Annotated in this window: 13 protein-coding genes; 4 read left to right on the top strand and 9 right to left on the bottom strand. The window is 52.2% G+C overall.

The features are described 5' to 3' along the window. Positions 1-32 precede the first annotated feature (32 nt). From EI42_RS07420 to ade, 5 genes are all read right to left on the bottom strand, one after another. Entirely contained in the window at positions 33-833 is an 801-nt protein-coding gene (locus EI42_RS07420; RefSeq protein WP_246046357.1) for a carbohydrate ABC transporter permease, read from the bottom strand. 74 nt (positions 834-907) lie between these two features. Continuing rightward, entirely contained in the window at positions 908-1,858 is a 951-nt protein-coding gene (locus EI42_RS07415) for a carbohydrate ABC transporter permease (RefSeq protein ID WP_170142430.1), read from the bottom strand. A 239-nt stretch (positions 1,859-2,097) separates the two neighbouring features. Next, positions 2,098-4,989, bottom strand: coding sequence for a molybdopterin-dependent oxidoreductase (locus EI42_RS07410; protein WP_111320435.1), 2,892 nt, complete (start codon positions 4,987-4,989; stop codon positions 2,098-2,100). 16 nt (positions 4,990-5,005) lie between these two features. Next, positions 5,006-5,974 carry an FAD binding domain-containing protein gene (locus EI42_RS07405; protein ID WP_111320433.1) on the bottom strand — a complete coding sequence of 323 codons (969 nt, stop codon included), beginning with the start codon at positions 5,972-5,974 and terminating at the stop codon, positions 5,006-5,008. Between the two features lie 5 nt (positions 5,975-5,979). Then, positions 5,980-7,713, bottom strand: coding sequence for an adenine deaminase (gene ade / locus EI42_RS07400; protein ID WP_211326069.1), 1,734 nt, complete (start codon positions 7,711-7,713; stop codon positions 5,980-5,982). Between the two features lie 397 nt (positions 7,714-8,110). Between ade and EI42_RS07395 the strand changes: the two genes are divergently transcribed. Beyond that, the gene (locus EI42_RS07395; RefSeq protein ID WP_111320429.1) at positions 8,111-8,311 is read left to right on the top strand and encodes a hypothetical protein; all 201 of its coding nucleotides are present in this window, start codon (positions 8,111-8,113) and stop codon (positions 8,309-8,311) included. Positions 8,312-8,330: 19 nt separating this feature from the next. Continuing rightward, on the top strand, positions 8,331-9,299 hold the full coding sequence (locus EI42_RS07390; RefSeq protein ID WP_111320427.1) for a uroporphyrinogen decarboxylase family protein: 969 nt from the start codon (positions 8,331-8,333) through the stop codon (positions 9,297-9,299). 81 nt (positions 9,300-9,380) lie between these two features. Here the strand turns inward: EI42_RS07390 and EI42_RS07385 are convergent, their stop codons facing one another. The 3 genes from EI42_RS07385 to murJ form a co-directional block, all read right to left on the bottom strand. Next, positions 9,381-10,793: a putrescine aminotransferase gene (locus EI42_RS07385; protein ID WP_111320425.1), complete on the bottom strand. Its 1,413-nt coding sequence runs from the start codon at positions 10,791-10,793 to the stop codon at positions 9,381-9,383. Between the two features lie 633 nt (positions 10,794-11,426). Further along, the gene (locus EI42_RS07380; protein ID WP_111320423.1) at positions 11,427-11,717 is read right to left on the bottom strand and encodes a flagellar biosynthesis anti-sigma factor FlgM; all 291 of its coding nucleotides are present in this window, start codon (positions 11,715-11,717) and stop codon (positions 11,427-11,429) included. Between the two features lie 308 nt (positions 11,718-12,025). Beyond that, positions 12,026-13,600, bottom strand: a complete 1,575-nt coding sequence (gene murJ, locus EI42_RS07375) for a murein biosynthesis integral membrane protein MurJ (protein ID WP_111320421.1) — start codon at positions 13,598-13,600, stop codon at positions 12,026-12,028. Between the two features lie 619 nt (positions 13,601-14,219). Between murJ and EI42_RS07370 the strand changes: the two genes are divergently transcribed. Next, the gene (locus EI42_RS07370) at positions 14,220-14,888 is read left to right on the top strand and encodes a M23 family metallopeptidase (RefSeq protein WP_211326068.1); all 669 of its coding nucleotides are present in this window, start codon (positions 14,220-14,222) and stop codon (positions 14,886-14,888) included. A gap of 63 nt (positions 14,889-14,951) precedes the next feature. On the opposite strand, the gene EI42_RS07365 is transcribed toward EI42_RS07370, so the two are convergent. After that, entirely contained in the window at positions 14,952-15,161 is a 210-nt protein-coding gene (locus EI42_RS07365) for a KGG domain-containing protein (protein WP_111320417.1), read from the bottom strand. Between the two features lie 1,258 nt (positions 15,162-16,419). On the opposite strand from EI42_RS07365, the gene EI42_RS07360 reads away from it, so the two are divergent. Next, a complete protein-coding gene (locus EI42_RS07360; RefSeq protein WP_111320415.1) occupies positions 16,420-18,054 on the top strand; it encodes a tetratricopeptide repeat protein in 1,635 nt (544 codons plus the stop codon). Positions 18,055-18,076 lie beyond the last annotated feature (22 nt).

The raw sequence follows: 18,076 nt of genomic DNA, 5'->3' as shown, positions 1-18,076 counted from the left end.
TTCACCGGCCACTCCGAGGAGTGACGGGTTACTCACCCTTTCACACTACCGGCAGAGATCCCCTCAATAAACTGCTTCTGCGCAATCAGGAAAATAACCAGAATAGGCAGAGTCGTAAAAGAGGCAGCGGCAGCAAGACCAGTAGGATCGGTTCCCTCAGCCGTGATAAACGAGCGCAAACCGACTTCTACAGGCCGGAACAGATCCGAGTTCGTGACCAGATACGGCCACAGAAACGAATTCCAGCTCGCAATAAAAACCTGAAGCGCGATGACGACCAGTGCCGGGCGTGCCAGAGGAGCCGCGACCCGCCAGAGGAAGCCGAAGCGCGTACAGCCATCAATCTGGGCAGCCTCCCAGAGTGAAGGCGGTAAAGATAAAAAGAACTGACGTAACAGAAAGATTCCTGAAATGCTGACGCCAAAGGGAACAAACTGCGCCTGATAAGTATCCATCCAGTTCAAAGCGGAAACAATCAGATAGTTCGGAATCAGCATAGCCTCGCTCGGAATCATGATCAGGGCCAGAATCAGCATAAAGAGAACTTTTCGCCCCTTAAACTTCATGGTCCCGAAGGCATATCCTGCCAGCAAGGTCGTCGTTAAGGTCAGCAAAATACTGCAAATGACGACAATGATACTGTTTAAAAAGTATCGTCCCCACGGTGCTTGCGTCCAGGCACGCACATAGTTCATCCATTCCCAGTCGGGCAAGATATGCGGCACAACATCAAAAGCGCTGCGGTTCGTCAAAAGCGATGTGACAAAAATATAGTACAGCGGAAAGACAGAGCAAAGCGCAGCGATCAGCACAACAGCATAAGACAATATCAAACGTATTGTAGAAGCTTTTATGCGCCTTTCTGGCTTGGCTCGGGTAAGAGAGGCAGACATCACGGACTCCTGAATTAATCCACGGCATCCCGGCGATTCAGCGCGAACTGGGCCACCGAAATAGTAAAGACCAACAAGAAAATCACCACAGAGATCGCAGAGCCCATACCAGCCTGAGCTGTTGTACCAAAGGCTTTCGAGAAGAGATACAGGCCAAGCGTGCGCCCGGCATTGCCAGCCCCACCATTTGGGCCAACGAGCAGGAACACGGGCTGAAACATCTTAAACGCCTCTATCGTACTCAGAAGCAGGACAACCACTGTTACAGGCTTCAACATCGGCCAGGTGATATGGCGAAAAACCTGCCAGATGTTTGCCCCGTCCACTTTTGCTGCCTCTGAAAGTTCGGCGGACACATTCGTTAACCCGGCCATGAAAAGTACGACATTAAAGCCCAGTGATTTCCAGGTGGTATACAAAATAATCGAGGGCAAAATCCAATGAGGATCGCCTAACCAGTCGATTGGTTGCAGGTGGAACCATTTCAAGACTCCGTTGAAGAGGCCGTGATAATTATCAAACATCCAGAGCCAGATAGTCGTTGTGGCAACCATTGGCATAATATACGGCGCGAAGATTGCCAGCCGCCAGAAGGCTTTTGCCCGAATTCCTGACATCAGCATAATAGCCAGGAAAAGCGAGAGAAAAAGCTGGATCGGCACCGAAAATACAACATACAGAACCGTCACCTGTAAGGATTGCCAGAAATTAGGATCGCGAAAAAGCACTTCATAATTTCCTAATCCGGCAAAGGGCTGTGCAGTATGACGCAGGAAGTTCCATTTGAAGAGGCTAATTACAAATACGAAGATAGTAGGAGTATACGAGAACACTCCGAGGATCACAAAAGCGGGCAGTAAATAGAGATATGCTTGACCACTTGTGATCCACCGTTTCAGTCGAGACTTCCAGGGAAGGGGTTTCTGCTCCTGACCGGAAACAGAAACGGTAAGCTCGCCGTCCATTAAGCTCTCCATAGACACAATCAAATAACCAAAGACCATGATAATGATAGCACGTTAACTCTGGGTAATCAATTTGCAAAAAGTTTGTTAACAGTAGCGTGCCAGAACTAGTATTATTGTAACAACCGCCAGTAAATCCGAAGAGCAAGCCAGTGAGCCAATTCGATAGCCAGTCCGACGCAGACACAAAAAAAGCGAGAGGAGACCTTGATCTCCTCTCGAACTGATACCCTTTTTTCCTAAGTCGTCTGCTTAACCTCTTGCGCCTGTCCAGCAGCATGGAAAGCACGCAACACCCGTTCTGGCGTTAGCGGAAGTTGTACCAATGGGGTGCCCATTGCATCCGCGAGCGCGTTTGCAATGGCCGGAGCCATTCCATGAAAACCAATGCCATTGATATTTTTGGCTCCCGACAATCCATTTGTTGCATAGGACTCCACAAGATGCACCTCCAGCGGAAAGACATCCAGCGCGGTTGGCAAGTGATACTGTCCAGATTGGGTCAGGCGAGGCTGCCCCTTCTGATCGTAAGACAGTTCCTCTGACAGGGTCCAGTGAATCGCCTGGAGCGCATCGCCCTGAATCTGGGCCTCAGCGAGCAACGGATTGATAACTCGTCCGATATCAACCGCCGAAACGGCCTGAAGCAAACGAACAGCGCCTGTTTCTGTATCCACTTCCAGCTCAACCCCTTGAGCCACGAAGGAGACCGGAATCTGTCCCATTTTCCATGAGGCGCTGGTCATGAGCTGGCGGTTCTCCACATAGAGAGCGTAACCCGCGATCTGTTCAACCGTCAGAGTCCGTCCGGTGGGAGCCGAGATGACACCGGAGGCCAATTTGAGCGACTCCGGCATAACACCAAGCATCCGGCCCGCCATTGTCAGAATCTGCCGCCGCATCTGCTCTGCGGCCCGCTTGACCGCACCACCACCCAGATAGAAGGCCGAGGCCGCACTTTCTCCCAGAGAAGCGGGTGTGGTTGCAGTATCCGCCGTGTGAATCAATACATGATCCACTGGCACGCCAATCGTTTCAGCAATGACCTGCATCAGGGCCGTTTCGGTATGAACATCACCGCTACCGATGCCCACAAAGACATCAAAGGAGCCATCTTCGTTCAATTTGACCATCGCTCCAGCAGCGCCAGGCAACAGGTGCGACGCCCCGAGCATGGAAAGCGCGATGCCAACTCCCCGACGTGTGCGCCCATTGCTGAAGACGCCGCGCTTTGTGTGCCATTGCAGCTTCTCCAGAACCAGTTGCACGCATTCAGGCAACGCCTCTCCTTCCACCTGGAACGTAAGCGGATCTTTGCCTCGCACCGAGGTTCGAGCAAGCGGATACTCTTCACCCGCCTGTATCCAGTTTCGCCGCCGCAATTCAACAGGATCAAGGCGCAAACGGCGGGCAATCTCATCCATATGGCATTCAAGAGCAAAGATTTCCTGAGGGACGCCATAGCCCTGCAACGGGGCAGCAGGCGGCAAATTGGTGTATAACACCTGCGCGACATACCGCATATTGGGGCAGGGATAAAGCGCCAGCGTCTCAGAAGGCACATTCTGTTGAGCGGCCAGCGGATGAGAGGCATAGGCCCCGGTCGAGGTTAATAAGATCATCTGATTGGCAAGCAAAGTGCCATCCTGCTTAACACCCGACTTCAGGCGCACAATATACTGTTGCCGCACAGAAGAGCTCTGGAACGCGCTCGCACGAGGATATGAAAGCATCACAGGCCGCTGCGTTGCCAACGCCAGCAGACCGCTCAATCCCTCCAGGCCGAGCGCCTGTCTGACACCATACCCCCCACCGACCGACTGACCGATCACGCGAATACGGCGTACGGGCAGGCCCAATGTACGGGAAAGCATTCGCCGCACATGATGAGGAGATTCGGTATTAGAACGCACAACCAGCATGCCATCTTCATCAAGATAAGCCAGCGAGTGCAGCATATCCAGCGGGGCCGTGTGTACCAGAGGCACGACATATTCGCCCTCAACGATCAGATCGGCTTCTGCAAATCCCTGCTCGACATTGCCAGCATCGGCACGAACCTGTGCCGCCACATTGCGAGAGGCATCTGCAATTCCCTTTGCATCGGACTCGGCGTGAATACGGGGAGCATTTTCCTGAAGTGCCTGCCGGGTATCGAGGATCGCGGGCAGCACCTCATAGTCCACCTCTATCAGCTTGAGCGCCTGTTCTGCAAGTTCTGGCGTCTCGGCCACCACGACAGCCACCTTGTCACCGACATAGCGTACCACCTCATCAAGCAAAAATTGATCCAGCGGCCCCGGATCAAGCAGCGGGCGCTCAGCCACCGAGTAGGGGACACGGGGCACATCCTTATAGGTCAAAACCGCGTACACACCGGAGAGCGCTCTTGCCTCGGAAGTATCAATTGCTCTGATGCGGGCATGAGCATGCGGACTGGTCAAAACACGCGCATAGAGCATCCCCGGAATATGAGTATCCGCTACAAAAGCGGCTTTCCCGGCAACGAAGCGGGTTGCGGTCCGTGTGGGCATGGATTTTCCGACGATCTCGGGCGGCTTCTCTCGCATAGCCGAGGCAGTTAAAACCGGCATCTTGGTGGTATTGCCGGTCTCGATACCCTGGACCACTCCATGCTGTAACGCATCGGGCACATCATCCCCGCGCAAAAGAGCGGCCGCGCGCAACACCGCCTGCACGATCTTATCATAACTGACGCAACGGCACAAATTACCCGAAAGCGCCTCACGGACGTCTGCTTCTTCAGGTGAGGGGTTCTTCTGTAAGAGCGCAGACGCTGAGAGCAACATTCCAGAGGTACAGAAACCACAACGGATCGCACCAACATCAAGGAAAGCCTGCTGCAAAGGATGCAGGCCAGTGCTGGCAGGAGTCGGGGCAGATAACTCCTCAATGGTCGAGATTGTACACCCGCCCGCCTGGGCAGCCAGCATCGTACAGGCAGGACGTGGTACCCCATCAATCAGGACAGTGCAGGCTCCACACGCACCGGTCTCGCAACCACGCCGCACGCTATAATAGCCCTCACGACGCAACATGTCCAGCAGCGTTTCATTGGTCGCCACATCGACACTGATGACAACCCCATTGATACGTAGTTCAAGTTCCATCTTCGCTTACAATCCCTTATTTATCGGTACCGGATGCAACAATGCTTCGCCAATGGGCGACATTAAAAGCCTCTTCAAGGGCGCGTTGACCCAAGCTCATCGCGACAACACGGCGATATCCATTGCTGGCCCGAAAATCGGAAGGAGGCCGGAAGAATGAGAGACAATGCCGTACAACAGCCTGTATACGCTCACTATCCGGCGGTTGGGCAGCAACCTGGCCTTCAAACATCTGCTCCAGCGCGCGAATGCGCACCGGCTCCATATTCACGCCCCCAAACACCAACCGCACGCGCTTATAGCGTCCCTCCTCAATCTCAACCAGGGCAGAAGCATTTAACAGGGCAACATCTGTAGGCGTACTGCTGATACGCTGAAAAGAAGTACCACACCCTATCACGGGACGCGGCATCACCACTTCAATAATCAATTCGTTGGGACGTCGTTCTAACTCAAAGGTAGCAGCCGCAAGCCGCCGCTCCTGCTTTCCCTTGAAAACCACGCCTGAAAGCGGAAGCCCGGAACGCTGAAACGAGCCACCGGTCAGATTTAACTCCGTTTTTGAGCCCGAGCGCACCACAGCCTCGGCATCGAAGGCAACCAGGACAGGGAGCAAATCAGCCTGAGCTGCCAGACCAGCTCCGAGCGTTCCCCCGACCGTCGCACTGTTGCGAATCAAGTGGGAGGGTGCGGAAGCCTGGGCCGCCGCAGCAAGCACTTCCATACCACGCTGTTTCATGACAGGAGACTCTAACAGCGCCTGTAGAGTAGTCATTGCGCCCAGATGCACCGTACGCTCTTTTTCCTGGATATAGGACAGACCCAAATCGCGCAAATCGACAACAGCTTGAATACTATCATCATCCTGATTCAGTAAATAGGTACCTCCGGCCAGAGGCACTGTTTTCACATCCAACCGCCCGAGAAGCAAAAGCGCGTCATCGAGATGCTCTGCCCAATGATATTCAACTAGCCTCAATAGCATGGACGTTACCTTTGTAGCGGGAGCACCGAAAAAGTTTCAACATCGATCAAGCCTTGATCCGTCAGCTTGAGTGAGGGGATGACCGAGAGAGAAAGGAAGCTCAGTGTCATACAGGGATGTTCCGGCACACAGCCATACGCCGCCGCCACTTCATCCAGCGCTCGCAGTTGTGCCACAAGCTTACTTGCAGGCAGCGGAGAAACCAGCCCACCGAGCGGTAGCGGCACAGCAGCACGAATCTCTCCATCCACTACGAAAACAAAGCCACCTCCCATCGCTTCAAGTGCCTTCGCCGCCGCGAACATATCACGATCATTGGTGCCAGCAATCACCAGATTATGAGCATCGTGGGCCACACTGGAACCAAGCGCACCCTGTTTCAACCCGAAGCCTTGTACCAGCCCCAGACCCACGCGCCCCGTCGCATGATGACGCTCGATCACCGCGAGTTTGAGTAGATCGCGCTCTGGATCAGCCACAATCAGCCCATCCCGCAGCGGCGCATCCAGCTTTATATGCTGTGTCACAATCTGATCTGGCTCAATACCAATCACCGCAACCTCTCCCGGCTTTCCGGGAAGCTGGAACGAGGACTCCGCCAGCGCTCCAATCCTGATCGTGTTCACCTCATCGAGAGGCGTATCAAGCGGCGTCAGTTCCTGAACCAGACGGCCCTGTTGCGCAACAAGCTCACCGGCTTTATAGACAGATTCTACCTCGAAGCGCTGTAGATTATCCAGTACCACCAGATCAGCAATAAATCCCGGAGCAATCGCACCCCGATCGTACAACCGGAAGTACTGCGCAGTATTATACGTTGCCAGACGAATCGCTTCCACCGGCTCGAGCCCGAGCTCAATGGCTCGACGCACCATAGAATCGATATGTCCCCGCGTCATCAAATCCAGCGGGTCACGATCATCCGTCACAAAAAAGACACGAGGAGGATGCAGTTCCTTGACCAGCGGCAGGAGGGCATCAAGGTTCCGGGCAGCCGAGCCCTCGCGAATCATCAACCACATTCCCAGACGAATACGCTCACGGGCCTCTTCAACAGTTGTACACTCATGATCTGACATCACACCAGCCGTCGCATAAGCACAGAGATCACGCCCCCGCAATCCCGGAGCATGTCCATCCACCACCAAACCCTTCTCACATATCATAGCGATCTTCTCTAAGACCTGCTCATCGCACTGCAACACCCCCGGCATATTCATCATCTCAGCCAGACCAAGCACATTCTTCTCCTGCACTAGGGGCTGCAAGTCCTGCGCAGATAACGGATGATAAGGACTCTCAAAAGCAGATGCAGGAACACACGATGAAAGCAGCACATAGCAGCTCAGAGGCAGATCACGCCCGGAAGTCAGGACATAGCGAATCCCCTCAATACCAAGCACGTTCGCGTATTCGTGTGGATCAAGCATGACCGTTGTCACCCCACGCGGGACCACTATCCGTGCAAACTCCGGCAGGGTCAGCATGGTACTTTCAATATGCATATGCCCGTCCATGAGCCCGGGAACTAACCAGCGTCCCTCAAGATCCCGCACCACATTTCCCTGATAACCGGAGCCCGGCTGGCCTACCCCTACAACATACCCATCAGCAAGCGCTACATCGGCAAGGTATATCTCCCCGCTACACACGTTTACCACATTTGCATTGCGCAAGACAACGTCCGCGGGAAGCTCACCCCGTGCGATCCGAATGCGTCGCCCTAACATATCATCCATCGCGCTCCTCATTCTCTCCCTCTCATAATTACACCAGATTTCCTATGATGAAAGCTTTTAGCAGATTGTAGCACATATGTCAGAGTATATATAATTCTCATCAATATAATCACCCTTCTTGGTACCCCTGGCAAATCAACCTTGACAGAAAGCGCTTTACGCACGGAAACGCATAAATCCTCTGCACTCTCCTGAAACAGAAAATATCCTGCTTCAGCTTACACGCCGGATCTTCCCTTTTACCAGCACGAAAACCCAACCGAGCCCTTCGCCTTTACGTATTATTGATAGAGAGGGAGGATAACATTTCTCCTCACCGGTAAAAGAGGGAGGCAACAGCAGAAGACACCCGAAAGGGATTAGCGCTCTCATTGCGCTCTATAGAAAGGATCTCTTCATGAGTAACTCAGCAACAGCGGCGCTCAAAGTTGCGGCATTACTGGGAAGTGCCGCACTGGGGGCATTTCTTGCCCGCTGGTTCGATCATTTTCTGACCACCCAGGTTGAAAAGAGCGTTGAGTATCAACCTCAAAGCTATGAACTCGGGCTTGCCCCACTGGAGCCCACCCAACCAACTGAAAACGATCAATCACAATAACAACAGGGAGGGAACCGTCATGGGAGAACACATGACACCTCGTGAACGGGTCAGTGCAGCGTTGAAGGGAGAACCTGTCGATCGGGTGCCTCTCTGCTTCTGGCATCATTTCAACCCTGAAGGGTCGGGCGAACGGCTCGCCGAGCAGACACTGCATTTCTTTCGCGACACCTTTCACCTGGATATCATCAAAATTATGCCCGATATTCCCTATCCAGGACCGGAGCAGCCATTTCTAGAAGCGCGGCAAATACGCTTCTTGCCGCGGCTCGACGTCGACACAACACCCGAGTTTCAGCAGCAGCTTCTCTGCATCCGGAAGATCCGGGCCGAGGTCGGCCCGGACTCCCCCATCATCCTGACCCTTTTCAGTCCGCTTACCTATCTGATGTTCTTCTTCGGCCCACCCCATGCCCGTACGATCAACATTGCACGCAGTGATCCACAGGTCTTTGAGGAAGGTCTTGGCACGCTGGCGGCAAATCTCCGTAAGCTGATGGAGGCCGCTATTGATGCGGGGGCAGATGGCATTTTCTATTCCTGCATGGGCGCAACCACTGCTGACTTTACACTCGACGAGTATAAAGAGCTCGGCTGGCGCTATGACCTGCAAGCTCTGCGAGGAGCAGAGAAAGGCTGGCTGAACATTGCCCATATACACGCCGATCCCCAACAAAGCAGCGATCAAATCTACTTTGAGTTCTTTGACCGCTATCCAGTACAGGCCCTGAGTTGGAGCGATCGTCTAACCGGACCAAGCCTGAGCGAGGCGCTGACACTGACCGATAAATGTCTGATGGGTGGGCTCTTTGAGCGCGGACCGATCACGCAAGGAGGCGAAACTGAGATCACAAACGAGATCATGGCCGCGATCACTCAAACCAAAGGGCGACGCCTGATCCTTGCAAACGGATGCTCTGTTCCCGATGACACGCCAGAGCGCTGGCTACAATTCGCACGCTCCCAGGTTGATTCCCTTCAGCATTGATCCACTGCGACCACAAAAGCAAGCAGGCACCGGAAGCAGATATTCCGGTGCCACTTTTTTTCTGGTATACGATCAAATTGTTTAGCCCGCCACAGCCACATCTTTTACCGCGACAAGCGCATCAGTGTTTCGCTCACCGGCGCGTGCTACACGCAATGAACGCAGGGTATCATCAAGCCTATCAAGCACCGTATCAATCTCATCACGGGTAATCACCAGCGGAGGCTCAACACGAATTACCCGCGCGTTATTCATCGTGCCGGAAATGAGGACGCCACGCTTAAAGAGGCCCGCTGAAATGGCGTAGCCAATCTCATCATCCTTAAAATGCATGCCCAGAAGCAGCCCCTTGCCAGTAATATCTTCAAAGAAATCACTGTATTGTGTGGCGAGCTTACGGAGCTGTGCGAGCAGGTATTCGCCTTTTGTCGCAGCCTGTTCCGCAACCCGTTCTCGCAGCGAAACATGGATAGCGGCAATAGCGGCCGCACAGGCCAGCGGATTTCCTCCGGTTGTAGTGGTATGAATAAACGGATTCTCGTTGAGCACCTGCCAGATTTCCGGCTTTGCCATAAAGGCACCTACAGGCATGACACCGCCACCCAGAGCCTTCGCAGAGGTCATGATATCAGGAACCACGTTCCAGTGTTCTACCCCCCACATCTTCCCGGTACGCCCCATGCCGGTCTGTACCTCATCAGCGATCAGCAAGACCTGATAGGCATCACAGATCTGACGCAAGCGGGGCCAGAAGTCATCCGGTGGCACAATCGCGCCCGCCTCGCCTTGAATCGGCTCCATCACTACCGCCGCAATGTCATTCCCAACTTCCCGGGCAATGCGCAATTGCATCTCAACAGCCTCGGCATCTCCATACGGCACATGATAGATGTCAGGATGAAGCGGAAGCGGCGGTCGGCGATATAACGCCTTTCCAGTCAGCGCCAGTGAACCAGTTGTTTTCCCATGAAAGCCCCGAACTGCCGCAATAAAGCCGCTCTTTCCAGTATAGAGCTTGGCAAGCTTCATTGCGCCCTCCACAGCCTCCGTCCCACTGCTTACAAAGAAGCTATACTGAATATCCCCCGGGGTAATCTCGGCCAGCAAATGGGCCAGCATGCCGCGAAGTGGGTCGAGCAATTCCTGCGAGGGGAGCGGACTCTTCGCCGCCTGTGTTTGAACGGCCCTTACGACTTCAGGATGAGCCCAACCCAGATTGAAGAGCCCATAGCCACCAAGACAATCGATAAAGGTACGTCCGAGCGCGTCTTTAAAAGTAGCACCGCGTCCGGTCCACTCCACAGCAGCATAATCGCCCGCCTCAGTTACCGATTTACGATAGTCGATAAAGCCACTGTTAAAGTAGTTCGTAAAGTTATCAACCGTCTTTTCAATCAGCCATTGGGCCTCAGTCGGGCTCAATTGCGGTTTTAAGACAACATCCAGGTACCGCTGCGAATCGTGAAGGGCCTGTGGTAAACCATCACCACGCATAAAAATCCTTTCTGTTCGTGCGAGTATCCGCAAGCCATTCCACCCCGTCCCGCACCACCGGTACAATGACCGCACATGGCATCACATCGTGCTGGATGCACCCATGTTCAAAAAAAGGCCACTTGTGGATATGGCATGATGTTCGGCATAGAGATCAACAGATTCTACTGCCGAAATAGTCGCCCATGCATCTAAAAAGATGATATTTGAAGATGGCGGAAACAGCGTACAGGCGCCTTCCCGTTCTTCAGGATGCATAGAAACGATAAAGAGAAGAGGCATTCCGTGAGCACGGAAACCCACAAAGAGGTCAGGGATAACAGGTGGACAGATGGAAGCCGCAGAAATCGTGGAATTTTGCTATGTAGCGACCTTTTCGTTTAGAGGAAAAATCTTTCTTGCGCATAACACACCGTTTCTTTAAGCGAAACTTCTCGCGTTTGCTCCTATATTTTCAGTATAGCCTATCTCCAAAAAGAAAGCAAGGGAAGAGGCGGGATAGCAGGCAGGCTCACAACAAACAGGCGGTGCTTTTTCAACGCCACAAAAAAACCGGGGAAGAACATGTCTCAGCTCTTCCCCGGCGCATACCCCGCTCATCCCTCTATGGGAGGAGTCACACTCTCATCTCTCTCACTCTAGCGCAACGGCTTTGTCCAATCCGAGCAGCTTCCAATCAGTGGAAGAACGAAAGATGGAAAGTGCTATAGCACGGCTATCTATTTGATAGGTTCCCGCTTCAACCTGCGCCTTTATCTCAGCTACACGTTCCAGACGCTGCTGCTCATCCCTTTGCGTACGCAAACGCATCTCAACGGCTGCAATTCGCTCACCTTTCGAGCTGAACGGCTCTTTCCTCCTCGACGTCGAATAGCCTCTTTCAGGCTGATTCTCCTGTTGGTTGCGCAGTACGTTCGGTTCCATACGTCTTGCTTTTCTTCTGACAGGTGATACCAGCACAAACCTGTCAGTTCCTTTCTATTTAAGATGAGAGCTAACCCTTACTGGCAAAAGCGATCAGGGGTAGCACCTCAATCATATCCACTTCCAGTACTCCCAGATCTCACAAGTCAACTGCTTTCCCCTTCGCATCCATATACGTTGTTCTCTGATACCCCTGATCTTTTAAACAGTATACGAGCAGAGTCATACCACTTACAGTGCAAATTGTCCCTGATTTGCTACCGGGAAGTCCAGGGCCAAAGGTCCTGAGCCTACTCTACCTCTACCGCTCATACTTTTCCCGCCAGAGAGGCTCGCCGCCGCAACAGACGCACCATCCCTTTATCTTGTTTGACATAGCGCTTCAAACGGAACCAGAGGAGCAAGAACAGCACAATTGCTTCAATAGTCGACGAAAGCGCGTAGGCAAGCGGTATTGATATAATAACATACTCTTCTGGCAGGAAACGCAATAGTAGAATCATCATAGAAATACGTGCAATCAGGTTAATGGTGTTTGTCAACAGCGGCGTGTGTGCATCCTTCAAGGCAAAAAAACCACGCGAAAGCATATCACCCGCCGTCGTCCCTGGAATACCAACCAGATAGCCAAGCAAAGCGAGATAAGTCAGGTGGCTTGAGTGCACCGTAAATTCACCATGCTGAAAGAGAAGCCGAATCAATGGAAGCCCGATCACGCCAAGCCCAATCGCAGCCGGAACTGTCAGCAGAATTGAGATCCCCATGACCTTCGCCGCCATCTGCCGCATCCGGACAAAGCGGCCTGCCGTCGCATGAACCGTCAGATGGGGCAACAACGCCTGCCCGATTGTCTGCGAGATCAGGGCAAAAGGCACCGCTTGCAACATATCAGCATTGTGAATTGCCGAGAGACTGGCGGCATCTGGCAAATAGAGCGATGTAAAACGTGTCTCGACAATCAGAGCGATATAGACGACACCGATTGAGAGCGAATTGGGCCCAAGCAATCGAATGACCTGCCAGAGCCCCGGGTGACGCAGATTCCAGGCAAAGGTATAGCGTCCTCCCTGCTTGAGCAGCGCGGGAATCTGGACAATTACCTGAAGTGCCGAGGCCACCAGAACGCCATAGGTCGGCCCATAAATACCCAGCTCCGGCACCACCTTTGTAGCTAGCAATCCACCAATAATACCTATGTTATAGATAGCAATAGAGAGCGCGGGCAAAAGGAATTGCCTCTTGCTATTTAAGACGGCGGTCACAATAGTGCCCAGTGCCAGAATTAACGGCTGAAACAGCATAATGCGCGTCAATGAGGTTGTCAGTTCACGCTCCGACGCGGCATATCCCGGAATTAAGATATGATCAACAAACGCGGGTGTCAGAAACTCTGCCACAATCACAACTACTGTGAGGGCAACCAGCATCACATTAAAGACCAGACTGGAGAGTCTCCAGGCCTCCTGTGCGCCTTTCTCCCGATCATATGCCAGAAAGACCGGAATAAAAGCATGCACTAACGCTCCCCCGGAAATCAGGTTGAACAGTGTTTCAGGCAAACGGTTGGCGGCATAAAATGCATTGGCCTCGGGTCCTGTGCCGAAAAAGGCATTAAAAATGCTCTGGCGCACCACCCCTAACCCTTTTGAGGCAATGATAGCGAGGATCAGCAGCACAGAGGCTTCAAGAATACTGAAACGCCGAATAGAAAATCCTTCAGAAAACCGAAATTTATGTAGATTAAAGCGGAAGATACGACCACCCCAGATCTTCGGCTGCCACACCTTGCGTTCAGGTTGATCAGGAGAAGGAGCAGGTTGAGCGTTCGCGCTTCCATCCTGGCATTCAACTTCCTTTGATGATTGCGTATGCTTGATAGTCATGATCTCCTCAGGTAAGAGAAACAAATACGCCTACTTCAGCATTTGAAAATTTTCAGAAGCCTGTTTTTTAGAGAAGAAGAACATTTTTCCAGTCATAGAATCAGCACAGACAGCCGTATTGTAAAGAGAGCAAGGGCGATACAGATTGCAAGACACTCCACTCACACCCCTTCAACTCTCTTGCGATTTATGTACAATCCATCCAACTATTCAATTGCTGTGGTTATGTTGTATCAGTTTAGTATATCGAAAAGGCACTGTCAATCAATCTGACTCATTTGCCATCCTCATTTTCTCCCATCCCGGGCGGTCCTTCTTTTCCGCCACTCCCTCACCCAAAATTCCTTATTCGAGCTATTGAACCGAGAAAGACTGACATTTTTCGTATACTGAAAGGAAAGAGTGGAAATTATGGTAGTGTGGAGGCATTCGTATGCTCTCATCTTCAGATGATGATTTCTCACGAAGGATAGAGTCACACCCATTCAGCCCGCGAATCGCCCTGCCAGCGAAATCGGTACCTCTACCCTTCCGGTATCTCAGGCTCCAGCGGAGAGAGCAGCAGATCACGATCCCCCCGGAGCAAACACATCCGCAGAGAAGCACCAGCCAGCGTTCTATGAGACTGCTTCCACTTTTCTGTCTCCTGTTCATTCTGCTCCTGTCGCTGGTCTTTCCGTTCCAGCTCGCATCAGAGCAGAACGGGACCTCAGTTGCTCCATCAACATCTATCAATATTTCCCATACCACGCAGCATCCCGCAACCGTCTATCTAAAACCCACGATCACGCCTGCTATGGTCACAAAACAGGGAGCCTGCAATATGCCTGTACTTGGTCTATGGGGTGTCTGTGCGACACAAGTTCCGGCTGGAGGCGTGAAGGGCACCGGTACCCTTATCAACCCGCTCCCGGGTTCCCGGATCACGCAGCTCTATGGGCTCCCGGAATTCCAGCATTGGTGTTACTGTATCAGCCCCCACACAGGCCTTGACCTCGCAGCCCCCCCGCATACACCCGTGCTGGCGGCTGATAGTGGTCAGGTGCTTTGGAGTGGCTGGGATTGGTCGGGGCTTGGTTGGGCCGTCAAAATAGATCACGGTAATTATGTTGCAACTGTCTATGGTCATATGGAGCGGGTGATTGTCCAGGCAGGACAGAACGTGCAGCAAGGAGAGGTGATCGGTTATGAGGGAAGTACCGGAGATTCGACCGGGCCCCATCTGCATTTTATGGTGGTGCTCAACAATACCTGGCAGGATCCTTTACCCTACATCAGTCAGTTCTGACAACAAGAGAAGAGGCCGCGCGTACTGGCACGACCTCTTCTCGTTTTTTGCATGTTGTTACGCTTATGCTTGTGCCTGAGTGTTACTATACTTTGAGCGGCGACGACTGATTGATCCACCCTTACGCCCTGCCGCCTGTGCCTCTTCACTCGTCCATTTATGAGCAGTTCCCAGTGCATGGGCTGCCCTGCCGCCCTTGCTGGCAATCTCGCGTTTCTTTTCAGGACTCATTGAAGCAAAACCGCGACCGCGACCTTTCTGAGGTGTCTGCATTGATCCTTCTCCTCTTCGATTCTAGCGACTTCTGACCTAACGAGAGCACTTCAGTTGTTAGAGTCGAAAAGTATATTCCACTCCGACCCTTCTCCAGATGATCTCTTCCTGCATATCAAGATAGGGGGAAGAGACAAACGGTTGTGTATCTCGTATATAGGTATCACGGCCTATATTCAAAATCGGATACAGTAGAGATGCTTCCCTACAATCTCATACTGTTTATCCATTCACCCCTGCATTTCATTTCTTCTCGAAAAAAATGCTGTAGGAGTGCAAAGCAAGACTCAGGTTCAAGATATACCTGATAGCAGATACGCAAGAAGTATTGCCATCTTCCAGCCCTGCTAGCAAACAAACATGCTTTTCTTTTTCAAGTACAGAATCCATCATCTGGATAAAAGAGTGTGCTCACTCTTCTAACAGAATAACAGCATAGATCAGAGATGGACAAGATATGCCAGAAAAGTTTCAGCATTCTCTAAGGTAGACTCATCCATTTCTAAGCAATAGTTCGGTTTATAGAACAAAGCTCAACTCTTATTACATCTTCTACGCGTTTCTTTCTGTAATGCAAACACTCTTTCACATAGATTTTTCTAAGGAAACTATCAGCTTGGCACGGCACAAAAGTCCTATGCTCCGGATGCTGCCCGACTTCTCTAGCGCCGGGATCGAAGCGACGCCATATCAAAAATAGATCTTTTGTCCGAGAAATAGTGCATTTTCAAACGACTTGCTCCCGAAAAACTTCTTCCTATGCATACAGTTTTCCCTCACGGAGGCGGCGACAAGGTGATTCTCCTATTTCCAGAGAAAAGCTGTATCCCTGAGCGCATACTATCCGTTTCAGTGTTAAGGGTGAGGAATAGAATGAATGTCAGAGAGTTGCTCTTCTTGACGGCTCCCCGCAGAGAAAAGCGAACATGCGGCACCAAAACAATAGCCGTCGTACCGTTTATTATCCAGAGGGGACGCAATGATGAGCAATCAGCAACATAAGCACCGCCAGCCGCTTCTCTACTGACCTTCAGATCGAGATGCATCGCGCTATATGCGCTGCATTCAGCAAGTCAGTAATGCTTGCAAATATCGCTATTTTAATAAAAACTGATGTTGAAATGCTGTAATTGATTACACTCTGCACAAGGTTTTATATGCTGTATTGACAAAAGAGTCACACTTTCGATACAGTAGAGACACTGGTTTTCTGTCTGGTAAAGAACTTCTGTGCAGGCTAGGGAGGGACGACTTGTCCATGGGGATGTGTTTGGATTTAGAGGGCTGTGGTTTTGAAAATAGAGAGAAAGCGCGTTTCTGTTCTCGTTGTGGTATCCCACTACGCGGTACATCCCTGAAAGGGCGCTATGAGATCGTCAGCCTTACGGGCAAAGAGCGCAAAACGGTCACGTTTCGGGCCATTGATCGACGCAATGGAGAACGGCTTACTGTTCGTGCACTCCATCCCCGTCAGGCAAAGAGCCGTGAACGCGAAGAATTTCTTCAGGAAGCCGAGTATGCAGCCTCACTTTCTGCCCGTGTTCACGATCCGGGAAGTATCCGTGTAATTGACTATGGTCAGGATGGTCCGGTTACCTTTTTAGTTAAATCCGAGATAGCCACGGGAGAGTTCAGCAATTCCGCACAGTCCCCGCGAAACGCACGGCAGGTGCGACAGACGGTGGAACCGGAATGTGATATAGATGAGGAAACGCTGCTGCGTATCGAGGTTCCGTTCAAGAAACCACGAGCCGCAGATCCTCTGACCGAGGCGAATGTTGCCTATGAACAGGGAAATTACGAGCTTGCATTAAGCGCCTATGACAAGGCAATCGCGCAGAACGCGACCCAGGTCGATGCATGGAGTGGTAAGGCCGCGACCCTGCTATGTCTGGGACGGCTTGAAGAGGCCCTACAGACCTATGACTATGCACTGACCATGCGTCCAGAAGATCCAGACCTCTGGACCGCGCGCGGTACCGTTCTCCGCGAGCTTCGCCGTCTGGACGAAGAGCTTTACAGCTATGAACAGGCACTCAGCTATGATGAGAACTATGCCTATGCGTGGAGCGCCAAAGGCATGGCCCTTGCGGAGCTAAATCGCCCGGAAGAGGCGATTATGGCTTTTGATAAGGCGCTGGTCCTTAAACCCGAACAGCGCGTTGTCTGGCAGGCAATGAGCAATACACTCTACAACCTGCGTCGCTATAAGGAAGCGCTCATCGCGATTGAGCGGGCGCTTTCGATTGATAACAGTCAGGCTTCAACCTGGGATATCAAGGGCAATATCCTGCGTCGTAAGGGTGAGCCAGAAGAGGCGCTTCAGGCACACGAGCAGGCGCTGACCCTCGATCCCCAGAGTGCGACTCTCTGGTTTGATAAAGGGAACGATCTGCGCGACCTCAAACGCTTCGATGAAGCCCTTGTTGCATACGATCACGCTCTTTCCCTTGATCCATCACTGGCAGGAGCATGGTATAATCGAGGCAACGTGCTTGCTGCACTACATCTGTACGAAGAGGCACTTGCTTCCTATGACCGGGCACTTCAGTACGATGACGGATTAACTTCTGCTTGGTACAATAAAGGAAGCCTGCTTCATGAATTGCAGCGCTACGATGAGGCTCTTGCTGCGTTTGATCGAGCTCTAGCAGGCGATGTCCACTATATCGCAGCCTGGAACAATAAGGGGCTTTCGCTCTTTGCCCTGGGACGATTGGAGGAAGCGCTAGCAGCACTGGATCAAGCGACCTCGTTTGCGCCAGAAGAGCCTGACGCCTGGTATAACAAGGCTGTTGTATTACAAAAACTGGGAAGAACGCAAGAGGCCCTTTCCTGCCAGGAATGGGCTCGCACCATTGAGGCGCGATCCCGTGGCAGCGAGGCTTCGTGAGTTCCCCCCGTGTATTTTTTCA

Origin of the sequence: Thermosporothrix hazakensis (assembly GCF_003253565.1) — a bacterium.
GTDB lineage: Bacteria > Chloroflexota > Ktedonobacteria > Ktedonobacterales > Ktedonobacteraceae > Thermosporothrix > Thermosporothrix hazakensis.
The sequence above is the reverse complement of the archived record's forward strand: the minus strand, read 5'-3'. Positions and strand labels throughout refer to the sequence as shown.

Coding starts and splice junctions, on each gene's coding strand:
- EI42_RS07405 (WP_111320433.1), bottom strand. CDS start 5,974: ATGCTATTGAGGCTAGTTGAATATCATTGGGCAGAGCATCTCGATGAC.
- EI42_RS07410 (WP_111320435.1), bottom strand. CDS start 4,989: ATGGAACTTGAACTACGTATCAATGGGGTTGTCATCAGTGTCGATGTG.
- EI42_RS07360 (WP_111320415.1), top strand. CDS start 16,420: ATGGGGATGTGTTTGGATTTAGAGGGCTGTGGTTTTGAAAATAGAGAG.
- ade (WP_211326069.1), bottom strand. CDS start 7,713: ATGGATGATATGTTAGGGCGACGCATTCGGATCGCACGGGGTGAGCTT.
- EI42_RS07390 (WP_111320427.1), top strand. CDS start 8,331: ATGGGAGAACACATGACACCTCGTGAACGGGTCAGTGCAGCGTTGAAG.
- murJ (WP_111320421.1), bottom strand. CDS start 13,600: ATGACTATCAAGCATACGCAATCATCAAAGGAAGTTGAATGCCAGGAT.
- EI42_RS07365 (WP_111320417.1), bottom strand. CDS start 15,161: ATGCAGACACCTCAGAAAGGTCGCGGTCGCGGTTTTGCTTCAATGAGT.
- EI42_RS07385 (WP_111320425.1), bottom strand. CDS start 10,793: ATGCGTGGTGATGGTTTACCACAGGCCCTTCACGATTCGCAGCGGTAC.
- EI42_RS07370 (WP_211326068.1), top strand. CDS start 14,220: ATGAGACTGCTTCCACTTTTCTGTCTCCTGTTCATTCTGCTCCTGTCG.
- EI42_RS07395 (WP_111320429.1), top strand. CDS start 8,111: ATGAGTAACTCAGCAACAGCGGCGCTCAAAGTTGCGGCATTACTGGGA.
- EI42_RS07415 (WP_170142430.1), bottom strand. CDS start 1,858: ATGGACGGCGAGCTTACCGTTTCTGTTTCCGGTCAGGAGCAGAAACCC.
- EI42_RS07380 (WP_111320423.1), bottom strand. CDS start 11,717: ATGGAACCGAACGTACTGCGCAACCAACAGGAGAATCAGCCTGAAAGA.